This is a genomic window from Salinispora sp. H7-4, assembly GCF_013416675.1.
GTDB classification, from domain to species: domain Bacteria; phylum Actinomycetota; class Actinomycetes; order Mycobacteriales; family Micromonosporaceae; genus Micromonospora; species Micromonospora vitiensis.
Genome location: NZ_JABZED010000050.1, coordinates 19,595 through 36,270 on the forward strand (window position 1 = coordinate 19,595; position 16,676 = coordinate 36,270).

The window sequence follows — 16,676 nt, forward strand, 5'->3', positions numbered from 1 at the left end:
CGGTCCACGAACTCGCTCAGGCGCTGCCGGACAGCCGACGCACCAGGCGCCACGAGCCCGGTAGCAGACCCGCAGCGAGCAGGGCCTTGAGTAGGTCGCCCGGCAGGAACGCAACGAGGCCCAGCAGGAGCGCGGTCGGCACGTCCATCCCGGCGGCAACCGTCAACCAGGGAACACCAACCGCATAGATCACCACGTTCCCGAACACCATCAGCCCGAACATGCGCCACGGCCGCCGGTCCGCCCCGGCCGAGGCCAGCCGGCCGACAACCGCCGCGGCCAACACGAAGCCCAGCAGGTAGCCCGCGGTCGCGGACGGCCAGCCGTGCGCGCCGTCGGCAAACCACGGCACCCCCAACACCCCCGCCACCAGGTAGAGCAGCATGCTCGCCACCCCACGGGCCGAGCCGAGCGCGGTCCCGGCCAGGAGCACCGCGAAGGTCTGCCCGGTCACGGGGACCGGCGACCCGGGAATCGCCACCGACACCTGTGCGGCGGCACCGACGACAGCGGCACCACCAACAACCAGGGCGATCTCCCGCGCCACGGAACCGCCCCACGCGTCGGCCAACACGCCGACACGTGGGCCGGAGGCCAGCACCAAACCGTCTGCCATTCCATCCTCCTGTTGTCGCTACCGACGCCGGTGGCGTCCCTACAGATCATGTGGATCCTCCCAGCACTGCCGCCAGCTCGGGCGTCCGCCCACAGCCCGTCATGCAGCACAGCCAGGATGATCATTCACGCCGGGACGGTAGGCGACGAAAACACCGTCGACCCGGGCCATCCGGCCTGCTCAACACCGACCCACACCGAAATACGGGTGCGCCGCAGCGGCCGATTCGATACTGATATCGCCATGCCCGAGTTGAGCCCGCCCACCGTACGGGTGCATCAATCGTTCATTGCCGCCATGGCCGAGTTCCGCACCGAGGGACGTGGCGGCCCGGAAGACCGCAGCATGATCGGGTCTGAGCTGCGCGAATTCTCGCGCCACTGGTCAACTCCCGCCGGGTTCGCGGCGTACGTCGACTGGCTACGAAAGCAAAACCTCGAGGAATCCCCGCGCCCGGACGGGCACGTACCGTCAACCACGTTGTGGTGGATCCAGGACGACGCCTATCTCGGCCGCCTCGCGATCCGGCATCGCCTGACCCCGAGCCTGCGGGACTTCGGCGGTCACATCGGCTACGACGTACGACCAACCGCACGGCGGCGGGGCCACGCGACCGCGATGCTGACCGCCGCGCTGCCCGTGGCGCACCACCTGGACATCGCCTCCGCCCTGGTGACATGCGACGTGGACAACGTCGCCTCCCGTAAGGTGATCGAGCGCAACGGCGGGATCTTCGCCGACCAACGCAGCGAGCAGCTTCGGTTCTGGGTTCCGACCGGCTGATCCGGCGATACGGACGGCGGATCAGCGGCATCCGGGTCACTCTCCGCGGTAGCTCTCCCCGTGCGGAGCCGGGCCACGGTGCGGGGCGACCGGGCTGTTGTCGGGCATCAACTCACCGGTGTCGTCGAACACGATCACGCCGTTGCAGCGCAGACTCCAGCCCTGCTCCGGGTGCGACGCGATGATGCGGGCCGCCTCGTGGTCGACCGCGCTCGCGGCAGGACACGTCGGCTGATGGCTGCACGGGGTGTTGGCGTTGTGCCGGGCTCGGAGGGCGAGGTCGACGGTGTGCATGCCGGTTCTCCTCTCAACTGGGCGACTCAGCCGCGCTGGCGCGGATTGGAGTGGCCGCCTCCTACCAATGCGCTACGTCATCGCTGAACAGATGAGACGGCCCACCCCCGGGCTGATACACGCACGGCAGAATACTGACGCACATATTGATAGATCATAAAAAATAGGGTACATGGAGTAAGGGAAAATGATCCTGATCACGAACTGAAAGATCAGTCCCAGGCTTCGCCCATCGTGGCGAGTTCGCCCGCGTACTCGATCTGATCGCGCCAGGGCTCCGGCCACGCGGCCATACCGCGGGCGGCACCGAGGAACGCGCCGGTCAGACCGGCGATGGAGTCGGAGTCGCCGGAGGTGGTGGCGGCGCGGGCCAGGGCGGACACCGGATCGTCGGCATGCCGGATCGCGCAGAACAGTGCGGTGGCCAGGGCCTCCTCGGCGATCCAACCGGCACCGGTGATCCGACAGGCGTCCCCGCCGTCGTCGGCCGAGGCGAGCGCCAGATCGAGCCGATCCAGTACGTGCTGGCACTCGTCCCAGCCACGGGCGAGGTAGTCGGCGGGATCGGCGACGCCGGGCTGCTGCCACAGCGCACCCAACCACTCGTCGCGGTAGACGGTGCGCTGGTCGTGGGCGCGGGCTCGCAGCAGCGTGGGCAGGGACGGCAGCTCCGCGCCGTCGCGCAGCAGCCGCACGGCGTACGCGGTCAGCTCACTGGCGGCGAGCGCGGTGGGGTGCCCATGGGTCATCGCGGCCTGCAGCTGCGCCACCCCGGCGAGGGTGTCCAGGTCGTAGCCGGCGACGAGCCCGACCGGCGCGACCCGCATGTTCGCGCCGCAGCCCTTCGACCCGATCATCGTGGCCTGGGTCCACGGCTGGCCGAGGGCCAGGTTCCCGCAGGCACGCAGGCAGGTCATTCCCGGTGCGCGGGTGTTGTCGGGACTGGCTGCCCACTGCACGAACCGCTCTCGAAACAGCGGTTCCAACACCTCGGCCGTCGGCGCGGGCGCACTCAACAGCGCCATTCCGACCGCCAGGGTCAGCTGGGTGTCGTCGGTGACCGGTGCGGGGTCGCCCGCCAACTCGCGCGGACCATCGGGCCCATAGCGGGCACGGATGTCCGGGACCGTCATGAACTCGGTCGGTCCGCCCAAGGCGTCCCCGTAGGCCAACCCGAACAGACACCCGGACGCCGCATTCGGCGTAGTCGGCTCTCGCATCTCGGGTGGATGGTAGCCCAACGGATGGCACTGCGGAGGTGCCAGATTGACGATAATCGGACCGGTACGCCAGCGAGGAGAGATCATGGACGACTGGAACAAAAAGATCATCAAAGAGTTCCGCGAAAACAACGGCCAGGTCGGTGGCCAGTTCGCGGGCGCGCCCCTGCTGCTCCTGCACACGGTGGGCGCCAGGAGCGGCCAGCCACGCCTGAACCCGGTGATGTACCAGAAGTTGGATCACGGCTACGCCGTGTTCGCCTCCAAGGCCGGCGCCCCCAGCCACCCCGACTGGTACCACAACCTGCGGGCCCATCCGCAGGTCAAGGCGGAGATCGGTACGGACACATTCAACCTGGTGGCCAGGGTCGCCGCGGGGGACGAGCGGGAGCGCATCTGGAGCGCGCAGAAGGAGGCCTTCCCAGGCTTCGCGGAGTACGAAGCCAAGACCGACCGGGAAATCCCCGTCGTCGTACTGGAAGCCGCCTCCTAAACCGCGCCCGAACGCCTTTGCTCCACGTCGGACGAATCGATAGGTTGCTGCCCATGGGCAGCATCCTCTCGGTCAACCTCGCGGTCCCGGAACGCAGTACCGTGAAGCGAGTCGGGGTCACCGGCATCAACAAGCAGCCCGTCGACGGACCCGTGACGGTCCGGGCCCCCGGGCCGAAAACCACCGGCCTACACAGTGGCCTGGTCGGCGACCAGATCTTCGACATCGAGCACCACGGCGGCGACGACCAAGCCGTGTACGCGTACGCCCGGGAGGACTACGACTGGTGGGAGGCCCACCTCGGGCGGGTGCTGCCAGGCGGGATCTTCGGTGAGAACCTGACCACGGCCGGCGTCGACGTCAACGGTGCGGTGATCGGCGAGACCTGGCGCATCGGCGACCAGCTCGAACTCCAGCCGACCTTTGGCCGCATTCCGTGCGCGACTTTCCAGGCCAAGATGGCGGAGCCGCAGTGGGTGAAGCGGTTCACCCGGGAAAATCGCCCCGGCGCCTACCTTCGGGTCGTCACACCGGGAGAGGTGCAGGCCGGAGATCCGGTTTCGGTGCTCCACCGGCCGGCCCATGGCGTGACAATCGCGGCGGCCTTCCACGCGTACCTGACCGAGCCGGAGTTGCTGCCCGCGCTGGCAGAGGTCGAGGGCCTCCCCGACGACCTCCGGCACACGCTACGGGAACGTGCGCGGCGGTGACGAGGGCTACCGGTAGCGGGCTGTCGCTGCTCATCGACAACCGCGGCTTCCGGACGCTCTGGCTCGCCCGTACCACCTCCTACCTCGGTGATGTCATCACTGCCACCGCCGTGGTTCTCTACCTCTACGAGATCGGGGCGACCCCGACCGAGCTCGGGTTGGCGCTCGCCGCGAAGGCACTGCCCCAAGGGCTCGGCCCGGTGACCGGCACCCTGGCCGACCGCTGGGACCCCCGCCGCATCATGATCGCCGCCGACCTGATTCGGTTCGGGACAGTCGGCCTGATCGCGGTGGCCCTGCCACCCTTTCCCGTGCTCCTCGCCCTGATCCTGCTCACCAGCACGCTGACCACCTGCTTCTTGCCGGCCGGCAAGAGCTGCGTGCCGCGGCTGGTGGAACGGTCCAGCCTGGTGCAGGCCAACTCACTGCTCGGGCTTTCGCACAATGTGGCGCTGGCCGTCGGGCCGGTCCTCGGTGCGGTACTCATCCAGACCGCCGGAGCCCGAGCCGCCTTCGCCCTGGACGCGGCCTCCTACCTGCTCTCCGCCCTGGTGCTGTTCTTACTGCCACCGGTCGGCGGCGGTCCCGGTGCTGCCGGCCGTACCACGCGGTTCGTCGCGGACCTCACGGCCGGCCTGCGTTACGTGGCCGGGCACGCCGTGGCCCGGGCGGTGGCGCTCTCCCTCTTTCTCGGTGTCTTCTTCGCGGCGTGGGACAGCGTGGGACTGGTCTTCCTGATCAAGGACGACCACGGCGGCACCGATACCTGGGTCGGGGTGGCGACCGGCGGGTACGGACTGGCGATGGTGCTCGTGCCGCTACTGCTCGCGCTGACCCGTTGGCAGCCGTCCGGCCCGCGGCTGCTGCTCATCGGCCTGTGCTGCTCGGCCCTGGGCCTCATCGCCGTTGGCGTCGCCGGCCAGCTGGCCCTGATCGTGCTGCTCTACACGATCGCCGGTGCCGGCAACGGCCTGGAGAACATCGCCACCGACACCGCCATCGGCCAGAACGTGGACAGCGACAAGCTGGGCCGGGTCTTCGGCGCGATCTACGGCCCAGTTTTCCTCGCGGAGACCGCCGCCTACCTGATCAGCGGCCCCCTACTCGAGGCGACCTCGCCGGCCGGCGTGTTCCTCATCGCCGGCACCGGCCTGCTCGGGGTGGCTGCTGTCGCCTGGTGGCTGCTCCGCCGGGCCGAAGGGCCGCCACCGTACCCGCGCCCCAGAACGCCACGCCGAACCAACCCTCCGGCCGGAGTCATCACTGCTCAATCCGGAGGGCCCAGCGCACCTCCGCCGACGTCTCCACCGTGACCCCCAGCTGCTGCGCGGTTGAGGCGGTATCAATCTTGTCAAGGCTGTGGTGAAGGTTCGGGCCACACCGGATGGTGGACGTGGAGGCTGAGCCCACCGCGAGCACGAGCGAGCCGTCACCCTGGCAGTCGAGGCTGATCCACAATGCGCCCGGACCAGTGGTGACGCGTCCGGCTATCGCCGCGCCAGACTGGGGCCCCGCAGCCAGGAGTGTGGTTCGCCCTGGCTCGGCGGGAGGTAGTCCCACTTCATCGGCGACGGATGGGGGCACTGAGGGTGGAGTTGCGGCGGACCCGGCGTTCGGGGGTGCGGTGGAGTCTGCGGTCGGGGTCGTGGCGAGACCCGGACTGGTATCGGATCCGGCTGCGCAGCCGGTCAGAGCAAGGGCGCCAACCATGGCCAGGGGAGTCAGAAACAGGCGCATTGCAGCTCCCCTATTAGCGCGACCAAGCCGGTTGAGCCGACCACGTAGGCCGTACACGGTTTTTATAATTGCCATGGCTCGTCCCGGATAACATCGAGATTGATGAAACGCGGGCCGTCGGTGCACAGTGGCACGAAAGCCTCATGGGTCGCGTTGGTCACGGCCAACTCGGAGTTCACCATCGCATCATCGTACGAGTCGAACTCAAGGATCTCCATGTAGTGGGTTGGATCATCGCGGTCGCGGCAGACCCGCGTACGGGTGGCGGTACGCAGGCCGGCACTCCCGTTGATCCACTCGGTGAGGAGCCGGTCCACCGCCTCGGGACACTCGGTCCGGTAGTCGATTATCTGGATGAATCCCACCCAGGTCTCCCTTCTCGATCTGTGGGGTGAATCAGCTACTGGGCCATGGTGACCGGCGGTAATCCGGCCCGATACCGGTCAACCAGCGGTGAGCGGTACCACTGCGCGATCTCCAGCAACTGCCGGACCTCCTCGTCGGGGTCGTCACCGGGGGCGCTCGTCAGGTCCTCCTGCGGCACCATCGGCGTGGCGCTGATGCAGCGGGCTCGTTCGATCGTGGTAGAAAATGTAATCAGTAGTGTCGGTCGCAACCCATACCCCACTGGCAATCCCGGCTCCGCCAACACCGGCGAATCAGACGCGCCCGTCGCACCCATGCCCCCCCGGTCGCCCCTTGCAGTTGCGCTACTGACCGTGACCCGCTCACCCGACACGTCCACACCCCGCTGACGCGCACCTCGGGGTGATCATTACTGGGGAGTATAGAAGCGGACGAACCGGAGGACTAGCCCGCTTTCACCCTGCCACCGTCACCCCAGACCACCGTCAGCTCAGGTCGCCGGCACCGCCCGGGCCGCCGGCACCGCCCGAGCCCTCGGCACCTGAACGCCCACCGGACCAGTTGCCAACCTCGATCTGGTAGCGAACGTGGGGCACCCCAGCCCGGTCCTGGCCAGACCCGGCCAGGATCCCACCGAGCTTCTCCACCGCCCGCCGAGAACGGAAATTTTCCGTACCGATGAGAAAGACAACGGTATCGACGAACTGGAAAGCATGATCCAGCATGAGCTGCTTGAGTGTCTTGTTGTAAACCCCGCCCCAGTGGGAACGCGCAAGGAAGGTCCAGCCAATTTCGACCTCGCGGCGCTCCGCATCGTAGCCGTGATACCGAGATGAACCGATCAGGCGAGACTCCCTGGTGTCGACCACTGCGAACGCGCCGCCGGAGGCGAGCGCATCCCGGAAGAAAGCGCGAAACACTTCCTCTCGGCACCGGTCCGGCTGCGGATGCTGTTCCCACAGCAGCGGGTCAGCGGCGACAGCGAACAGCTCATCGAAATCCGCCGGCCGGAGGGGCCTTACCGTAATCAGCTCGCCGGTCAGGACGGGCTGGAGTTCAAACGACATCGCGAGGGCTCCAATCATGGACGGGACAACCCGTGGCCTCATTCACCCAGGGCGGCGAGCAGCCGGGGAAGGTCGGCGAGGCCCGGGATCCGGTGCACACCGACCGGCACCGGCACGGTCGACCTCGCCGTCGCCGTCGCTGTTGATCGTGCACGATCAAGCCAGATTCCGACAAGGCCCGCGTCGCGGTGTAGCGCCGGAGCCACGAGTCCGCCGCCACGTCGTCCGGCGTCCGCCCCAGGAACCCGGTGACCCGCCGCCGCAAGACACACCGCTCCCGCGACCGATCGCCGGGAACACGCGGTTCCGGTACCGTCCGGGCCCACAGGGGTCGACCAGGGCAGTAGGTTGGGCTCCGGTACACCAGGCGCCGGTCAACGGGATAGCGAGGACAACGCCGCACATGAGCCCGTCATGATGTTCCGAGTCCTCCTCGCCGTCGCCGGTCTGCTGCTGCTCACCGTGGCCGCCGACCATCTCGTGCTCGGCGCGTCCCGGCTCGCCCACCGGCTACGGATCAGACCCGTCGTCGTCGGCGTCGTGGTGATCGGTCTCGGCACCTCGGCACCGGAGCTGCTGGTCTCCGGAGTGGCTGCGGCCCGCGGTGACACGAGCATCGCCCTGGGCAACATCGCGGGCTCCAACATTCTCAACCTGACCATGGTCCTCGGCGTCGCCGCACTGGTCGCCAAGGTCACCGTGAAGTCGACGGTGATCTACCGCGAGGCACGGCTCGCGGTCGGCGCCGTGCTGCTCTTCGGCCTCCTGGCCTGGACCGGACTGACGGCTGTGAGTGGTGTGGTGCTGCTGGTCGCCGCCGCCGGTGCGCTGTGGCTGCTGATCCGGTGGGCGGGCGAGGACGAAGCCACTCCGCTGGCCCGGGACGTGGTGGAGCACGTGGAGGGCGAGAACGTCGCCGTGGTCGACCCGACGCCGACGCAGCGGCAACCGCTGGCCCGGTGGGAGCCGGTCCGCACCGTACTCGGCCTGGTCGGGGTCCTGGCCGGGGCCCAGCTGTTGGTCGTCAATGCCGCCGCCATCGCCACCGACCTGGGGGTTCCCCAGTTGATCATCGGGATGACCCTGGTCGCGGTGGGCACCTCACTGCCGGAGCTGGTCACCACGATCCAAGCCCAGCGGCAGGGTCAGTCAGACCTGCTCGTGGGCAACCTGTTCGGCTCCAACCTGTTCAACAGCCTCGTCGGCGGCTCGGTGATCGCCCTGGCCGCCCCGAGCAGTGTCCCCGGCACCAGTGCCGCGCTCGTCCTGGTGATGGGCCTGGCCGCGGTGGCGGCGTGGATACTGCTCCGCCGGAGCTATTCACTCACCCGACCGGAAGGCTCGGTGCTGCTCGCGGCGTATGTGCTGACGATACCGCTGCTGCTGTCCACGTAACCGGCACCGACCGCCACCCGAAGAAGAGCGCCACCCGGAGAAGAGCGCCGGCTACCCAGCCGGCGTTGAACCGATTCCTACGAGGTGGGTGCCGACACCTCGCGCAGGCGGCGGCGGAGGTACCGGTACTCGGCGTCGGTCCCGCACAGCTCCAGCGCCCGTTGGTAGCCGGCTGCCGCCTCGGCGAATCGCCCCAGCCGGCGCAGTAGGTCAGCCCGGGTCGCCGGCAGCAGGTAGTAGTCATCGAGCACTCCGGTGGCGGCCAGGCGCTCCACCAAGGCCAGCCCAGCGCCGGGTCCGTCGGCCATCGCCACCGCCACCGCCCGGTTGAGCTCGACAACCGGGCTCGGTGCCAGGCGGGCGAGTTGCGCGTACAGGCCGACGATCTGCGGCCAGTCGGTCGCCGCCGCCACCGGCGCCTCGGCATGGACCGCGGCGATCGCCGCCTGCACCTGGTAGGCACCGGGGCGGCGCCGCGCCAGTGCCTGCTCGAGCAGGACGACCGCCTCGGCGATCTGGGTCTGGTCCCAGGCCGAACGGTCCTGGTCGGCCAGGGTGACAAGGTCACCGTGCTGGTCAACCCGGGACCGGCGGCGGGCGTCGTGCAGCAACATGAGCGCGAGCAGTCCGCGGGCTTCGGGCTCAGCCGGCATCAGGGTGGTCAGGAGGCGGGCCAGCCGGATCGCCTCGCCGGAGAGTGCAGCGGTCACGAGGTTCGTGCCGGCGGTCGCCGCGTAGCCCTCGTTGAACAGCAGATAGAGCGCCGCGAGTACGGCCGACAGTCGCTCCGGTAGCAGCCGAGCCGGCGGGACCCGGAACGGGATCCCCGCATGGCGGATCTTGTTCTTCGCGCGGAACAACCGTTGCCCCATGGTGTGCTCCGACACCAGGAAAGCTCGGGCGATCTCCGCGGTCCGGAGCCCGGCGAGGTAGCGCAACATGAAGGCGACCTGCGCCTCACCGGTGAGCGCCGGGTGTACGCAGGTGAACATCAGCTCGAGGCGTTCGTCGGGGAAGTAGCCGACCGGGGCCGGCTCCCCCAGCCGGGACACGTCGCGCAGCTTCCCGGCCTCCACGGCAGAACGACGAAGCCGGTCCACCGCGCGATTACGGGCCGTGGTGGCGAGCCATCCCCCCGGTCGATCCGGTATCCCCTCCGTCGGCCAACGCGTGAGCGCTTCGGCAAACGCGTCCTGGGCGCACTCCTCCGCCAGCTCCCAGTCCCCAGCGAGCCGGATCAGCATGGCGACGATCCGCCCCCAGTCGTCGGCGTAGGCGGTGGCGACCGCCGCGCTGACCCGGCCCGCCTCGATGTCGGTACGCAGTCCTACTCCCAGAACGGCCGCAGCTCGACCACATTGCTACGCGCCATCGGGTGCTTTGACGCCACCTCCACCGCCTCGTCGAGGTCGACGCAGTCGAGTACGTCGAAACCGGCTATCACGTCCTTCGTCTCGGCGTACGGGCCATCGGTGAGCAGAACCTTGCCATCGCGTACGCGAACCGTCGTCGAGTCGCTTCCCGGACGGATCGCCTCGCCCAGCAGCCGTACGCCCCGGCCGTCCATCTCCTCGACCCAGGTGTCAACGTCCATCTCGTCCGGTGCGGCACCGACGGGACGGCCGGGGTCGCCCGCTCCCTCGTCGGCCGGCCGGTTGACACACACCAGCATCAGGTACTTCATCTGCCCACCTTCTTCGCCTCGTCAGCCAACCGCGCCGGGTGGCTGACCCCTACGACGAACGGCCCGCCCTGATTTCTACCGTGCGCCGCGACCTATTTCAGCCCGGGCAGTCGGGGCGTTGCCAACCGAATGTCCTCTCAAGGGCGTTTCTCCGCATCTATACGGGATAGCTCGTTGACACTGGCGTCTGCCCTATTGGCGATGTTTCCCGACGTGGAGGTCGGAGTGATGCGGAGAAGCTGCCAGCGGATAGACCGGAGCGCCAGAGTCGACCGGGTGGGTCGGGCCATCGTCGGCTTGTTCTTTCTGGTGTTGGCGGTGACAGCCACGCAGGCAGTCGCCGGCGCATGGCCTGCGGCCGCACTGTCCGGCGCCGCGTCGGACACCCTCCTGGCCTGGGGGGAGAACAATGACGGCGAGTTGGGCGACGGAACCACCACCAACCGCAGCACACCCGTCACCGTCGACCTGCCCCCAGGAACCGAGGCCACGGCCATCGCCGCCACCGGCGACCACAGCCTGGCGCTGACGTCCACCGGCACCGTCCTCGCCTCGGGCGAAAACCTCGACGGCCAATTGGGCGACGGAACCACCACCAGGCGCAGCACACCCGTCACCGTCGACCTGCCCCCAGGAACCGAGGCCACGGCCATCGCCGCCGGCGACGACCACAGCCTGGCGCTGACGTCCACCGGCACCGTCCTCGCCTGGGGAGATAACTCCGAGGGTCAGCTGGGGGACGGAACCACCACCAACCGCAGCACACCCGTCACCGTCGACCTGCCCCCAGGAACCGAGGCCACGGCCATCGCCGCCGGCGACGACCACAGCCTGGCATTGACATCCACCGGCACCGTCCTCGCCTGGGGCGAAAACAACGACGGCGAGTTGGGCGACGGAACCACCACCGACCGCAGCACACCCGTCACCGTCAACCTGCCCGCCGGCGTCACCATCACCGCCATCGCCGCCCACGGCGACCACAGCCTGGCGTTGACATCCGCCGACGCCATCCTCGCCTGGGGCGCCAATTTCGGGGGGCAGTTGGGCGACGGAACCACCACCAACAGCAGCACACCCGTCAACGTCGACCTGCCCGCCGGCGTCACCATCACCGCCATCGCCGCCGGCGACGAACACAGTCTGGCGCTGACTCCCACCGGCACCGTCCTCACCTGGGGCTCCAACTTCTTCGGCCAGTTGGGCGACGGGACCACCACCGACAGCAGCACACCCGTCAACGTCAACCTGCCCGCAGGCGTCACCATCACCACCATCACCGGCGGCAACCTCTACAGCCTGGCGGTCACCTCCACCGGCGCCGTCCTCGCCTGGGGCGAAAACTCGAGTGGTCAGCTGGGCGACGGAACCACCACCGACAGCAGCACACCCGTCAACGTCGACCTGCCGCCGGAAACCATCATCACCGCTGTCGCCGCCGGCGATGCCCACAGCTTGGCCCTGACCGCACCACCGACGTCCACCACCACCCTGCAGGTCACCCCAACCGACCCGGCAGCGGATCAGGACATCACCCTCACCGCCACCGTCACCTGCAACATCGATGCCCCCACCGGAACCATCACCTTCCGCACCAACACCACCACCCTCACCACCACGCCCCTGACCGCCGACGCCACCGCCACCCACACCGCCACCCTCCCACCGGGCACCCACACCCTCACCGCCCACTACACCAGCACCAACACCTGCCCCGACAGCCAATCTCCACCCACCACCATCACCATCGCCCCACCACCCGACGAGCCCGACCTACCCATCACCGGCCCCAAGATGACCACCACCATCGGCGCTGCCGCCCTGTCCATCCTGGCCGGTGTGATCCTCAGCTACGCCGCGCGCCGACGCCCGCCACACCAGGTCAGGTAGAACCAAGGTGCCACCAGCCCACACCACCCCTCCCGCCCGACCTGCCGGAGCCGATCGAGGCGTACGCCCTGGTGGCCGCCCCATCGCCCTGGTGGTCTGGGGGCGGGGCGGGTGGCACCCGCGACAACAGGCATCCGAATGACGACGCCCCGCCGTTGGCCTCACAGCCGGGCGGGGCGTCGTTGCCTGGGACAGGAAAAAAGTTGTAGGCGATGCGGGTCACCATCGCGAACTCGCCGGCGGAGCCAGGTTGGAGCCCCCGGCCGGGATCGAACCGGCGACATCTCGCTTACAAGGCGAGTGCTCTGTCCAGCTGAGCTACAGGGGCGTGTTGCCGACGCCAGCATAGCGACTGACGTCCAGTTTTCCCGCGCGGCAGGCCCGGTCAGCGCGCCTTCCGTCGGCGGCACGCCCGAACCGCCGTCGTTTCGTGCCCGGCACTGCTTGCCTGACCGTTATGTGTATGGCCCGGGTCCCAGCAGCTGCTCCCGTTCTTGGCACGCGGACGAAACCGATCTACCGTTCAGGGACGCGGTCGACGCCCGTCGCCCGTGGGCCGGGTCGCAGCTGCGGGCCGGTCCGCTCTTTCACTCGGATCGTCCGGCACGTTCCTGCCGGTGAAAGGAAGCACCCTCATGGCCACGGTTACCTACGCCAAGGCGTCCCGGATCTACCCGGGCACCGAGCGGCCCGCCGTCAACCAGCTCGACCTGGAGATCGGCGACGGCGAGTTCCTGGTCCTGGTCGGCCCCTCCGGTTGCGGTAAGTCCACCAGCCTGCGCATGCTCGCCGGCCTCGAGGACGTCGACCAGGGTTCGATCTCCATCGACGGCCGGGACGTGACCCACCTGCCGCCGAAGTCCCGCGACATCGCGATGGTCTTCCAGAACTACGCCCTCTACCCGCACATGTCGGTGTACGAGAACATGGCGTTCGCCCTCAAGCTTCGCAAGACCCCGAAGGCGGAGATCGACCGGCGGGTCAAGGAGGCGGCGACGCTGCTGCAGTTGGAGGAGTACCTCGGCCGCAAGCCGAAGGCGCTCTCCGGCGGCCAGCGCCAGCGGGTGGCGATGGGGCGGGCGATCGTCCGCGAGCCGCAGGTCTTCCTGATGGACGAGCCCCTGTCGAACCTCGACGCCAAGCTTCGGGTGCAGACCCGTACGCAGATCGCGTCGCTGCAGTCCAAGCTCGGGGTGACCACGGTCTACGTCACCCACGACCAGGTCGAGGCGATGACGATGGGGCACCGGGTGGCGGTCCTGCTCGACGGCGAGCTCCAGCAGGTCGACACGCCGCGGGCGCTCTACGACACCCCGGCCAACGTCTTCGTTGCCGGCTTCATGGGCTCGCCGGCGATGAACATCAAGACCGTGCCGCTGACCGACGAGGGCGCCGAGTTCGCCGAGATGCACATCCCGCTGACCCGCGAGCAGGTCGAGGCGGCCCGCGCCGACGAGGCTGGCGACAAGGTCGTGGTGGGCTTCCGTCCGGAGGACTGCGAGCTGGTCAGCCCGACCGAGGGCGGCCTGCCGGTCACCGTTGAGCTGGTCGAGGACCTCGGGTCGGACGCGAACATCTACGGTCACGCCGCGCTGGAGGGCACCAACGAGCGGTTCGTGGTCCGCACCGACCGGCGCACCATGCCGACCATGGGCGGCACCGTGTTCGTCCGGCCGCAGCCCGGCCGCAGCCACATCTTCAACTCGAAGTCCGGCCTCCGGATCCCGTCCTGACCTAGCGAAAAAGAGGGGGCGGTCCGCTACTGCGGACCGCCCCCTCTTCTCGTGTGCGGAAACTAGGCCTCGACGGCCCGGCGGCGCGCCACCTCGGCGAGCGTCACGGCCGCCGCGACGCTGGCGTTCAGCGACTCGACGTCGGAGACCATCGGGATTCCGACGGTCAGGTCACAGGTCTGGCCGACCAGCCGGGACAGGCCGCGCCCCTCGGAGCCCACCACCACGACGAGTGGGCCAACAGCGGCCTCCAGGTGGTACAGGTCGGTCTCCCCGTCGGCGTCCAGGCCGACCACGAGGAAGCCGGCGTCCTTGCACGCCTTCAGTGCCCGGGTCAGGTTGGTGACCTGGGCGACCGGAACCCGAGCGGCGGCACCGGCGCTGGTCCGCCAGGCGGTCGCGGTAATCCCGGCGGCCCGCCGTTCGGGGACGAAGACCCCCTGCGCGCCGAACGCGGCGGCCGACCGGATCACCGCGCCCAGGTTCCGTGGGTCGGTGACCCCGTCCAGCGCCACCAGCAGCGGGGCGGGCTGTTCCAGCGCCGCCGCCGTCAGGTCCTCGAACGGCTCGTACCGGAACGGCGGCACCTGCAGGCCGACGCCCTGGTGCAACACGCCGCCGGTCATCCGGTCCAGCTCGGCGCGGCTGACCTCCAGCATCGCGATGCCCCGGTCCGCCGCGGTCCGGACGATCTCGCTGATCCGGTCGTCGGTGTTGAGCCCCTGCGCCACGTAGAGGGCGGTGGTCGGCACGTTCGCACGCAGTGACTCGAGCACGGGGTTGCGGCCGACCAACAGCTCGGGAGTGTCCTTCGCCGGGTTCGTCCGCCGACCGGGGGCGACCCGGGGGCCACCGCTACGGCTGTCCGGCCGACCCCGGCCGCCGCTCTTGGCGGGGGCGCCCCGGCCACTCTTGTTGGTGGGGACGCCCCGGCCGCCGCCCCTGCCCCAGGTGGTGTCCTTCGTGCCGGGTTTACCGATCTTCGGGGCGCGCCCCTCCTCGGCCGCGCTCCGCCGCTCCTTCTCCTGCTTCCAGGCGGTGCGCTGGGGCAGCTTCTCGGTGCCCGAGTACCCCTTGTGCCACGGCCGCTCGTCGGCGGGCAGGGTACGGCCCCGACCGGCGAGGGCGTCCCGCCCCTTGCCGCCGGTGCCCTTCGGGGCGCCTGCCTTCGATGTCAGCCGTCGGCCACGGCGCTGCGAGTTGCCGGCCATCAGTCCTGCTCTCCAATAGTCCAACGGGGGCCCTGGGGCGTGTCCTCGACCACCACGCCGGCCTGCTTGAGCTGGTCGCGGATCGCATCGGCGGCGGCCCAGTCCTTGCGGCTGCGGGCCTGCGCCCGCTGCTCCAGGGCCAGCTGCACCAGCGAGTCGACCACGGTGCAGAGGTCGTCGGTGTCGCCGCCGGCGCTCCATGCCGGGTCGAGGGGATCGACCCCGAGGATATCCAGCATCGCCCGCACCTGGCCGAGCGCGGTGCGGACGGTCACATCGTCGCCGCCGGTCAGCGCGGTGTTGCCGTCCCGAAGCGTCTCGTGCAGCACGGCGAGCGCCGCCGAGGTGTTCAGGTCGTCGTCCATGGCGGCGGCGAACGCCACGGGCACCACCGCGGGTTGGCCGGCGCCGACCCGTTCGGCGGAGCGCTGCACGAAGCCCTCGATCCGCCGGTACGCGACGGCCGCCTCCCGCAGCGCGTCCTCCGAGTAGTCGATCATTGACCGGTAGTGGGCGGCGGCGTAGTAGTAGCGCAGCTCCACCGGACGCACCCCGAGCGAGTCCACGTACGTCAGGTCGAGCGAGTTGCCGCAGGACTTGCCCATCTTCGCGCCGCCGATGTTGAGCAGGCCGTGATGCACCCAGTAGCGGGCGAACGGCAGGCCGGCGGCCTGGGACTGGGCGAGTTCGTTCTCGTGGTGCGGGAAGGTCAGGTCCAGCCCGCCGCCGTGGATGTCGAACTCACTGCCGAGGTAGCGCCAGCACATCGCCGAGCACTCGATGTGCCAGCCGGGCCGGCCCCGACCCCACGGCGACGGCCAGTACGCGTCGGTGGGCTCGCCGGGCTTGGCGCCCTTCCAGAGGGCGAAGTCGCGCGGGTCACGTTTGCACCGCGCGGGGGCGTCGCCGGCGGACTGCATGTCGCTCGGGCACTGGTTGGACAGCGCACCGTACGCGGGCCAGGAGTGCACGTCGAAGTAGACGTCGCCGGAGCCGTCGGAGGCCGGGTAGGCGTGACCGGCGTCGATCAGTTTCGTGATCAACTGCTGCATCTCCGGGATGTGCCCGGTGGCCCGCGGCTCGTAGGTGGGGGGCAGCACGTTCAGCGCCCGGTACGCGGCGGTCAGCTTCAGCTCGTTGGCGTAGGCGATCGACCAGTACGGTCGGTCCAGCTCCACCGCCTTGACCAGGATCTTGTCATCGATATCGGTAAGATTGCGAATGAAGCGAACCTCGAAACCGCGCGCCAGCAGCCACCGGCGGAGCACGTCATAGTTGACGCCGGAGCGAAGGTGCCCGATGTGCGGCGATGCCTGGAGGGTGAGACCACACAGGTAGATCCCCACCTTGCCGGCTTCCCGCGGGACGAAGTCCCGCACCGAACGGGTGGCGGTGTCATACAGGCGTAGGGTCACCGGACAAGGGTATCCGTCCCCGCTTCCCCGGGCCGCCGGGAGCCGGGTCGTACGCTGCTGGC

The 16,676-nt window shown here is 69.3% G+C and carries 17 protein-coding genes, 1 tRNA gene and 1 pseudogene; 7 read left to right on the forward strand and 12 right to left on the reverse strand.

Features of this window, described 5'->3' with window-relative positions; translation table 11 throughout:
* Positions 1–16: 16 nt before the first annotated feature.
* Positions 17–616: a biotin transporter BioY gene (locus H0524_RS19085; protein ID WP_180199873.1), complete on the reverse strand. Its 600-nt coding sequence runs from the start codon at positions 614–616 to the stop codon at positions 17–19.
* A gap of 243 nt (positions 617–859) precedes the next feature.
* Here H0524_RS19085 and H0524_RS19090 point away from each other — a divergent pair, with 243 nt between their 5' ends.
* Positions 860–1,399, forward strand: coding sequence for a GNAT family N-acetyltransferase (locus tag H0524_RS19090; RefSeq protein WP_180199874.1), 540 nt, complete (start codon positions 860–862; stop codon positions 1,397–1,399).
* 36 nt (positions 1,400–1,435) lie between these two features.
* Here the strand turns inward: H0524_RS19090 and H0524_RS19095 are convergent, their stop codons facing one another.
* Both H0524_RS19095 and H0524_RS19100 read right to left on the reverse strand, forming a co-directional pair.
* Positions 1,436–1,693, reverse strand: a complete 258-nt coding sequence (locus H0524_RS19095) for a DUF5999 family protein (RefSeq protein ID WP_018726678.1) — start codon at positions 1,691–1,693, stop codon at positions 1,436–1,438.
* 212 nt (positions 1,694–1,905) lie between these two features.
* On the reverse strand, positions 1,906–2,913 hold the full coding sequence (locus H0524_RS19100; RefSeq protein ID WP_180199875.1) for an ADP-ribosylglycohydrolase family protein: 1,008 nt from the start codon (positions 2,911–2,913) through the stop codon (positions 1,906–1,908).
* An 85-nt stretch (positions 2,914–2,998) separates the two neighbouring features.
* Between H0524_RS19100 and H0524_RS19105 the strand changes: the two genes are divergently transcribed.
* From H0524_RS19105 to H0524_RS19115, 3 genes are read left to right on the forward strand one after another with little or no spacing between them, the layout of a single operon-like run.
* The gene (locus tag H0524_RS19105; RefSeq protein WP_180199876.1) at positions 2,999–3,406 is read left to right on the forward strand and encodes a nitroreductase family deazaflavin-dependent oxidoreductase; all 408 of its coding nucleotides are present in this window, start codon (positions 2,999–3,001) and stop codon (positions 3,404–3,406) included.
* A gap of 53 nt (positions 3,407–3,459) precedes the next feature.
* Positions 3,460–4,116: an MOSC domain-containing protein gene (locus H0524_RS19110; protein ID WP_180199877.1), complete on the forward strand. Its 657-nt coding sequence runs from the start codon at positions 3,460–3,462 to the stop codon at positions 4,114–4,116.
* Positions 4,113–5,429: an MFS transporter gene (locus H0524_RS19115; RefSeq protein WP_180199878.1), complete on the forward strand. Its 1,317-nt coding sequence runs from the start codon at positions 4,113–4,115 to the stop codon at positions 5,427–5,429. The genes H0524_RS19110 and H0524_RS19115 overlap by 4 nt, the downstream gene beginning before the upstream one ends.
* Before the next feature lie 486 nt (positions 5,430–5,915).
* Here the strand turns inward: H0524_RS19115 and H0524_RS19120 are convergent, their stop codons facing one another.
* The 4 genes and pseudogenes from H0524_RS19120 to H0524_RS25650 all read right to left on the reverse strand — a co-directional run.
* The gene (locus tag H0524_RS19120) at positions 5,916–6,218 is read right to left on the reverse strand and encodes a hypothetical protein (RefSeq protein ID WP_180199879.1); all 303 of its coding nucleotides are present in this window, start codon (positions 6,216–6,218) and stop codon (positions 5,916–5,918) included.
* Between the two features lie 35 nt (positions 6,219–6,253).
* On the reverse strand, positions 6,254–6,400 hold the full coding sequence (locus H0524_RS19125; RefSeq protein WP_180199855.1) for a hypothetical protein: 147 nt from the start codon (positions 6,398–6,400) through the stop codon (positions 6,254–6,256).
* Positions 6,401–6,704: 304 nt separating this feature from the next.
* Positions 6,705–7,286, reverse strand: a complete 582-nt coding sequence (locus H0524_RS19130; protein WP_180199880.1) for a GNAT family N-acetyltransferase — start codon at positions 7,284–7,286, stop codon at positions 6,705–6,707.
* 38 nt (positions 7,287–7,324) lie between these two features.
* Positions 7,325–7,474 (reverse strand): annotated as a pseudogene (locus tag H0524_RS25650) (HAD family hydrolase); the annotation flags it as partial.
* Positions 7,475–7,700: 226 nt separating this feature from the next.
* Here H0524_RS25650 and H0524_RS19135 point away from each other — a divergent pair.
* Positions 7,701–8,681 carry a calcium/sodium antiporter gene (locus H0524_RS19135; protein ID WP_180199881.1) on the forward strand — a complete coding sequence of 327 codons (981 nt, stop codon included), beginning with the start codon at positions 7,701–7,703 and terminating at the stop codon, positions 8,679–8,681.
* A gap of 77 nt (positions 8,682–8,758) precedes the next feature.
* On the opposite strand, the gene H0524_RS19140 is transcribed toward H0524_RS19135, so the two are convergent.
* Both H0524_RS19140 and H0524_RS19145 read right to left on the reverse strand, forming a co-directional pair.
* The gene (locus H0524_RS19140) at positions 8,759–9,925 is read right to left on the reverse strand and encodes an RNA polymerase sigma factor (RefSeq protein ID WP_180199882.1); all 1,167 of its coding nucleotides are present in this window, start codon (positions 9,923–9,925) and stop codon (positions 8,759–8,761) included.
* A gap of 83 nt (positions 9,926–10,008) precedes the next feature.
* Positions 10,009–10,365, reverse strand: a complete 357-nt coding sequence (locus H0524_RS19145; RefSeq protein WP_018217390.1) for a YciI family protein — start codon at positions 10,363–10,365, stop codon at positions 10,009–10,011.
* Between the two features lie 276 nt (positions 10,366–10,641).
* On the opposite strand from H0524_RS19145, the gene H0524_RS19150 reads away from it, so the two are divergent.
* Positions 10,642–12,255 carry an Ig-like domain repeat protein gene (locus H0524_RS19150; protein ID WP_180199883.1) on the forward strand — a complete coding sequence of 538 codons (1,614 nt, stop codon included), beginning with the start codon at positions 10,642–10,644 and terminating at the stop codon, positions 12,253–12,255.
* 251 nt (positions 12,256–12,506) lie between these two features.
* Here the strand turns inward: H0524_RS19150 and H0524_RS19155 are convergent.
* Positions 12,507–12,583, reverse strand: a tRNA-Thr gene (locus H0524_RS19155).
* 307 nt (positions 12,584–12,890) lie between these two features.
* Here H0524_RS19155 and H0524_RS19160 point away from each other — a divergent pair.
* Positions 12,891–13,988, forward strand: coding sequence for an ABC transporter ATP-binding protein (locus H0524_RS19160; protein ID WP_180199884.1), 1,098 nt, complete (start codon positions 12,891–12,893; stop codon positions 13,986–13,988).
* A 62-nt stretch (positions 13,989–14,050) separates the two neighbouring features.
* On the opposite strand, the gene rlmB is transcribed toward H0524_RS19160, so the two are convergent.
* Together rlmB and cysS are read right to left on the reverse strand one after the other, a co-directional pair.
* The gene (gene rlmB / locus H0524_RS19165; protein WP_180199885.1) at positions 14,051–15,199 is read right to left on the reverse strand and encodes a 23S rRNA (guanosine(2251)-2'-O)-methyltransferase RlmB; all 1,149 of its coding nucleotides are present in this window, start codon (positions 15,197–15,199) and stop codon (positions 14,051–14,053) included.
* Positions 15,199–16,614, reverse strand: a complete 1,416-nt coding sequence (gene cysS, locus H0524_RS19170; protein WP_180199886.1) for a cysteine--tRNA ligase — start codon at positions 16,612–16,614, stop codon at positions 15,199–15,201. Before cysS ends, rlmB begins: the two co-directional genes overlap by 1 nt.
* Positions 16,615–16,676: the final 62 nt, after the last annotated feature.